This is a genomic window from Alcaligenes sp., from assembly GCF_050255915.1.
Lineage (GTDB): Bacteria > Pseudomonadota > Gammaproteobacteria > Burkholderiales > Burkholderiaceae_B > Alcaligenes > Alcaligenes aquatilis.
This window is the reverse complement of sequence record NZ_JBFWIQ010000006.1, coordinates 286630-293390: the sequence shown is the minus strand read 5'-3', so window position 1 is coordinate 293390 and position 6761 is coordinate 286630. Positions and strand designations below refer to the sequence as shown.

At 50.8% G+C, this 6761-nt stretch carries 4 protein-coding genes and 1 pseudogene; 2 read left to right on the top strand and 3 right to left on the bottom strand.

Annotated features, from left to right (window positions below):
• Window positions 1–126: 126 nt before the first annotated feature.
• The 3 genes and pseudogenes from AB7E06_RS10175 to AB7E06_RS10165 all read right to left on the bottom strand — a co-directional run.
• Window positions 127–483, bottom strand: a pseudogene (locus tag AB7E06_RS10175) (cytosine permease); the annotation flags it as partial.
• 109 nt (window positions 484–592) lie between these two features.
• Window positions 593–2083 carry an aldehyde dehydrogenase gene (locus AB7E06_RS10170; protein ID WP_427956753.1) on the bottom strand — a complete coding sequence of 497 codons (1491 nt, stop codon included), beginning with the start codon at window positions 2081–2083 and terminating at the stop codon, window positions 593–595.
• Between the two features lie 440 nt (window positions 2084–2523).
• Window positions 2524–4116, bottom strand: coding sequence for a GMC family oxidoreductase (locus AB7E06_RS10165; RefSeq protein WP_427956751.1), 1593 nt, complete (start codon window positions 4114–4116; stop codon window positions 2524–2526).
• 748 nt (window positions 4117–4864) lie between these two features.
• On the opposite strand from AB7E06_RS10165, the gene AB7E06_RS10160 reads away from it, so the two are divergent.
• Window positions 4865–5806, top strand: a complete 942-nt coding sequence (locus AB7E06_RS10160) for a LysR family transcriptional regulator (RefSeq protein ID WP_427956748.1) — start codon at window positions 4865–4867, stop codon at window positions 5804–5806.
• A gap of 122 nt (window positions 5807–5928) precedes the next feature.
• Window positions 5929–6648, top strand: coding sequence for a prepilin peptidase (locus AB7E06_RS10155; RefSeq protein ID WP_427956745.1), 720 nt, complete (start codon window positions 5929–5931; stop codon window positions 6646–6648).
• Window positions 6649–6761 lie beyond the last annotated feature (113 nt).

Here is a 6761-nt window from a genome sequence, read left to right as displayed (position 1 = left end):
CACATCAACCTCACCGGCGATTACCTCTGGCGCAGCAGCGCCAAGATCGGCGCGGGCAAGTTCAGGCCGCTACGACCGCTGCAACCGGCTTAGCGTGCTTTATTTTCCGTTTTCTGAGGCGACCCCAAAGAAAGCGACATACATTAGGCAAGCTATAACTGTTACCAGGAGCGATCCTCGGGAACCAAACTGTGCCCGGCTCTGGATCATCTGAGGAACACCAACGCGTGGCCCCTGCGCCGATGCCAGCGCCATCACAACTCCACCAATAGCATGTCCCACCAAGATGGCAGCCACAACCCAAAATAAGCTCAAGTGATATATATGCACGCCCACTGCACCAGTTACGATTGGCAGCGGGGCAATATTTCCTCCAAACCATAATGTAAACAGATCTCGAGATCTTCCGTGGCGATCTTCGGGTGGCACATAACCGATGGTATGTTTTTCGATCACCGGGGCAGCATGAGTGGCAGTTGTCATTTAAATAATTTCCACTTAAGAAGAATCGCCGTCTGCGAAAGCCTGGGCAACAGGCTCCTCATCCACACAAATATTATGTGTGGCCAGAGAGCAATACCTATTGAAAAACTCAGCGAAACTGGAACCAGGTCGTCTTGAGCTGTGTGTATTTATCGAGTGAATGCAGCGAAAGATCCCGGCCAAATCCAGTCTGCTTGCAACCCCCAAAGGGGACGCAAACATCCAGTGCATCCATAGCATTCACGGAAACGGTACCGACGTTGAGCATCCGGGCGACGCGATGCGCCCGGTGAAGGTTGTCAGTCCAAACTGATGCTGCCAACCCATAGATACTGTCATTGGCAAGCCGAATGACTTCTTCCTCGGTATCAAACACGCTTACAGCCAGTACGGGACCAAAAACCTCATCGCGGGCGATGGACATTTCCGGCGTGACCTCGGTAAATATGGTTGGAGCGATATAGTTGTCGGAGCCGTTGATTGTCAGTTGCTGGCCACCACACAAAAGGTGAGCCCCTTGTTTGCTGGCCTGCTCTATGGCGGCCATAATGCTCGCCGCTTGGCGGTCATCGACAATGGCGCCAGCCGGGCTAGACGGGTCCAATGGGTCACCGGGCATCCATTTAGCAGCTTGCTCAACCAAAAGCTCCATGAATGGCGCGTAGATATCCCGCTGCACATACAATCGTGAAGCCGCTGAGCACACCTCCCCCTGATTGAAGAAGATTCCCTGTGCAGCTTTCTCTGCTGCAAGCGCCAGGTCGTTGCAATCGTTGAAAATGATATTCGGACTTTTGCCGCCACACTCCAGCCAGACCTGCTTGAGGTTCGACTGCGAGGCATAATGCATGAAGTATTTTCCGACCTGAGTCGAGCCAGTAAATGCTAAGCAATCGACATCCTGGTGCAGCCCTAGTGCCTTGCCAGCGCTTTCACCCATGCCAGGCACCACATTCAACACTCCGGCAGGCACACCTGCTTGCAATGCAAGTTCCGCAAGACGCAATGCTGAGAATGGCGATTGCTCTGCAGGTTTGAGCACCACACTGTTGCCAGCGGCAAGCGCAGGAGCTAGCTTCCATGCTGCCATGTCTAGTGGATAGTTCCAGGGGACGACCGCAGCAACAACGCCAAGTGGTTCACGTGTAATCGTCGCTAGTGTTGCGTTGGATGTGGGTGCAACCTGACCATAGTATTTATCCAGAGACTCCGCGTACCATGCAAACACCTGGGCGGATCCTGGCACATCAATGTTGTAGGCGTCCATCACCGGCTTGCCCATGTTCAAAGAGTCCAGGAGTGCCAGTTCGTCACGATTTTCCAGAATCAGTTGGCTTAGCCTGAGCAATACAGCTTTGCGACTGGCTGGTGGCAACTGCGACCAGACACCGCTTTCAAAAGCAGTACGTGCTGACTTGACCGCAAGGTCGACATCCTCAGCTGAGCAGGCTGCTACCTGTGCCAAAACCTTTCCGGTTGCCGGATTCACGGACGAGAAAGTCTGTCCGTCTACTGCTGGCACAAACTTTCCCGCAATAAATGCCTTGTCGGGAAATCGCAAAGTTGCTGCTTGGCTTTTCCAATCACTGCTATCACGCATGCTTATCTCCTGCTCTATTCAGTCCTACACATTAATTACCAACGAGCCTTGATGGCTCAGCTGAAAAATCCAACTCGACGTTTTAGGATTCCACCGTATTGCTGTAGCTGCTCCACCGCGACAAACCCAGTTCCTAATCCATACACCCTGGCACAGATAATGAGCAGAAAGCCTGTCGCACTCGAAAATCCAAAATCGGAGACTCAGGGCAGGTAACGTGCCGTTTTATGTAGCAATGGCTCGTGCCCAACCCCTGGTCCTTGAACAGCACGGCCAAGGGAGATAGCAATATCCATTAGCCATGCTCAAGCACTGCGACCGGTGATGGATAAAACTAAGCGAACTTGTATGCCGTGATGTCAACGTCAGTCTTGTCCTGGCGGTTATGACAGACTAGGTCTGCCGCCGCAGCGCACCATAACTTGCGTGCTCACGCGTGCTTAGGAATCTTGCAAAATCAGATCTGCCGCTTTCTCACCGATCATGATGCAAGGAGCATTGGTATTGCCGCTGACCAGCGTTGGCATAATCGATGCATCAGCAATTCTCAATCCCTGGAGACCATGAACTTTCAAATCCGGACCGACCACACTCATCAAATCGGATGACAATCCCATCTTGCAAGTCCCTACGGGGTGAAATACGGTGGCTGCATTCGCCTTAACATATTCAAGTAATTGCTCGTCAGTCTGGACCTGCTTTCCTGGCAGCATTTCCTTGCCTCGAATATCATCGAATGCAGCGTCCGCCATGATTTTCCTGGCGAGCTTTAATCCTTCCACGAGAACTTTGGCGTCTTCCGAGTTTGAAAGAAAATTGAAATCTATTTCCAGTTTTCCTTGCGCGTTGAGCTTGAGGGCTCCAATGCTCTTGGGCCTCAGCACGCAAGTGTGCACGGCGTAACCATGCCCCCATTCAAAAAGTCGGCCCCGGTGGCTTCGATATCCAGGCACAAAATGAAATTGCACATCCGGTAAACCATCGGCAAGTGGAGTTTTTGCAAATCCACCAGCCTCCACATAGTTGGTGGTCAACCAACCTTTTTTGCGCGAGAAGTACTTGAACGGGGCTGCCAGAATGCTAGGCAGTGCGCGTAAAGAGAAGCCAAGTGTGAGGGGCGATCTAGAGCGTATGGTGACCAGACCATCGAGGTGATCTTGCAGATTCTTTCCTACCCCTGGCAAATCATGCCTGACACTAACACCTGCTTGCTCCAGCTCTTTTTTGGGGCCAATGCCGGAAGTCAGCAGTAATTTGGGCGAACCAATTGATCCAGCGCAAAGAATGATTTCGCGCTTCGCATTAATATTTTGCATGTCGCCGTGACGGCGGACACGAAGGCCGGTTGCTCGGGTTCCCTCCAAGATAAGCGACTCTACTTCGCTGTCTGTGAGAACGGTCAGGTTTTTCCGATGCTTTACTGGTTCGACAAACGCGCGGTAGCTAGACAAGCGCCTACCGTCTTTTTGCGTCACATCATAAATACCGCAACCTTCCTGCGTGCTCCCGTTGAAATCGGTATTATGGGGAATACCCACGCGTTGGGCGGCCTGGACAAATCGCTGCGACACCGGATTGGGGTCTCTTGGCTGGGTTACCAGTAGCTCACCAGAGACGCCGTGGTATGCAGGATCCTGTCCTAACAGGTTTTTTTCCGATTTCTTGAAGTACGGAAGTACATCTTTCCAGCCCCATCCCGGACAACCCGCATGCTCCCAGCGATCATAGTCACTCGCATGGCCGCGAATATAGATCATGCTATTCATGGAGCTGGAGCCCCCGAGCATCTTTCCACGCGGAATGTGAATTTCCCGATTATTTAAATGATGCTGTGGTACAGAATGAAAATTCCAGCTGTAAGTGCGGCTCTTGTACAGCGTAATCGTTCCTGCAGGTGTTTGGATGCGTAAGTTGTTGTCGTGCGAACCACCTTCGATAAGACACACGGTTATCGAGGGATCAGCACTCAGACGATTAGCCAACACACAACCTGCCGATCCTGCACCAACGATTACATAATCATAATTTGCCATTTTCTATCCTCAGGCGCTCTATTTTCTGACGCGAGCGCCGCCACATCTGATCTACATTTACAAAATCGAGGAGAGATAAGGCTCCTCTTATTGCAATCTATTATTGCTATCCTTTTGCCAGTCATATTGGACGACTGCGATTACATCGATTCCCATCAGCCACTACGTCTATCAAGAAGCGGATACGACTTGCCCAGTGGAAATTAGACATACCTCTTTGATCCGCTGTCGATCTACCTAATAGGCCGACTCGAGCTATCGTGGATCAACTATCTAGGGTAGTCCTTCTGGCGATATGTGACTGAACACTTCAAAATTCTTCTGCTCACTTTCTAGCCATATCTGCCTGGAATGCCGCCTTGTCGATGGCCAACCATGTTGCCATCGAAATCAGACCTGACTTGTCTTCGCACATACGTCTTGTCACGCCCCCTCCCCTCGTGTAATGGCGTAATGAAGGCCTAATCCTAGCGTAGGGTTACTTCAAGCCTTAACAACTAAAAAGCTCATCAAGACATAAGAAAAATATCATTAGTCTCGTTAAGCCTTGTCTGGCTTGGATGTGAGAGATTTCCAGAAAATCTCTTTTGCGAGCGCTCTAGGGAAAACCCTGTTCGTTGTTGAGTCCAGTGACACAGCCATCAAGGTCTTATAATCATTCATACGATGACAACACAGGAATAAAGCGTCCCTGTTCCGCTCTCACAGGAAACCAGTGCATTGATACGCACGTCAGACAGGAGGCCGCATGGCTTTCTATACCTTACGACAACTCAAATATTTCGTAACGACCGTACAGTCAGGCAGCGTAGCCGGCGCTTCCCGCCAACTGCATATTGCACAACCTTCAATTTCTAACGCCATCAAGAATCTTGAAGACAGCTTTGGCGTGCAACTTTTCATTCGACACCATGCTCAAGGAGTCACCCTGACATCGAGCGGCGAACGCTTTTATCATAAAGCGGAGGAGTTGCTGCGACTTTCCTATGAGTTCGAGCAAAACGCACTAGCGGACAACGATGTTGTCACCGGAAAAATTGATATCGGTTGTTTTGAAACGGTGGCGCCTTTATACCTGCCCATGCTGCTCGCAGAGTTTCGCGAACTCCATCCAGGACTAAGCCTGAGGCTACGAGATGGTGATCAACAAGATCTAATACAAGGCCTGACCGCTGGGACTTTTGACTTGGTGTTCTTATATGACCACGAACTGGACGGAACAATAGAAACAGAGCCTTTGATGCAGCCCCAAAAGCCGTATGTTCTATTGCCCGAGGGTCATCCGCTTGCAAAGCACGAAGAAATTTCTTTACGCACTTTGCATGCAGAGCCGATGATCCTGCTAGATATTCAACCCAGTCGCACATATTTTGTGAGTCTATTTCAAGACCTCGGACTTACTCCCAACATTGTTTTTGGTTCGCCATCTATTGAGATGGTGAGAGGGATGGTGGCGCAAGGATTCGGTTTTTCATTATTGGTCACCCGCCCTGTATTCAATCACACTTATGACGGCAAACGAATTGTATGTGTGAATATCAAAGAGTCGGTTGCACATTCCGGCTTGGTCTCCGCTAAGCTCAAACAAACACAATTAACCAAGCCAGCCCAAATCTTTCTTGATTTCTGTCGTGATCGACTTTCCAGTTTGGATGACGCAGGGCGTCTGAAGCCGGTTAAGTCTCTCTGATGCCGCAATGAAATCAACAACCAAGCTAAGAAGCATTAATCGTAAAATTAACAATAATTCCACCAAGCACGATGCATTGCGTCGCGAGAGTTCTCCATCCATAGCGGCAACGCTAGTTTTCCATGCATCCAGTATTCACTTCGGTTCTGATCAGCACTCTCGGTATCCTTATTGGTCGTTACTTATGGCAGGTTGCGCAACACTATACCTACCTCATTCATCAAGGCGAGAACCCGACCACCCGAATTTTTTGGCGTGCCGCTCGACTGAAATCAACTCCACCTTCATCTCAACCATCGAGGCCTTACTCTAAGTCTTTAACCTTATCGGCCTATATCCACATTGCCTTATTAATTTGCTTCTGGGCAGTGCTTTATACACGTCTAGGAATCAATGTACCGACCTTTTTTCTGGCGTGCGCAGCTGCCGGTATGCTTCTGCTGGCCATGATCGACGCACGTTGTGGCCTTCTCCCCGATGCCTTGACTATGCCACTGCTGTGGGTGGGGCTGGGCGTCGCTTGGGCCGGCCAGGGCTTGGTCACTCTGGATCAAGCTTTTCTCGGTGCCGCGGCCATCTATTTGGCGTTACGCCTGCTTGGTATTGTGTTTCGCCTGATCAGGCATCGAGAGGGTTTGGGCGGCGGCGATCCCAAATTATCGGCGGCGATTGGCGCATGGCTGGGCTGGCCTGAGGTTTTTCATGTCGTATTCGCGGGAAGTGTCATTGGGCTGATGGCGGCGCTGCTCCTTGGCAGGAAATGGGGAGGTGAGCAACACCCCTTCGGACCGTCACTGGTCCTTGGCGCATTTGCAGTGGCAGTCCATAAACTGCTGCTCTAGCAATACTTGGTACTCCACCGCGCGGTTACCCAAATCAACTCCCAGCACCGTTGGCATCCACGCTGCATGACCGAGGTAAAGACGGCACTGAACGGCTTCGAAAGGCATCCCCA

Excerpts from the sequence above, each read along its gene's own strand:
- AB7E06_RS10170 (WP_427956753.1), bottom strand. The coding sequence starts at position 2,083 with ATGCGTGATAGCAGTGATTGGAAAAGCCAAGCAGCAACTTTGCGATTT.
- AB7E06_RS10165 (WP_427956751.1), bottom strand. The coding sequence starts at position 4,116 with ATGGCAAATTATGATTATGTAATCGTTGGTGCAGGATCGGCAGGTTGT.
- AB7E06_RS10160 (WP_427956748.1), top strand. The coding sequence starts at position 4,865 with ATGGCTTTCTATACCTTACGACAACTCAAATATTTCGTAACGACCGTA.
- AB7E06_RS10155 (WP_427956745.1), top strand. The coding sequence starts at position 5,929 with ATGCATCCAGTATTCACTTCGGTTCTGATCAGCACTCTCGGTATCCTT.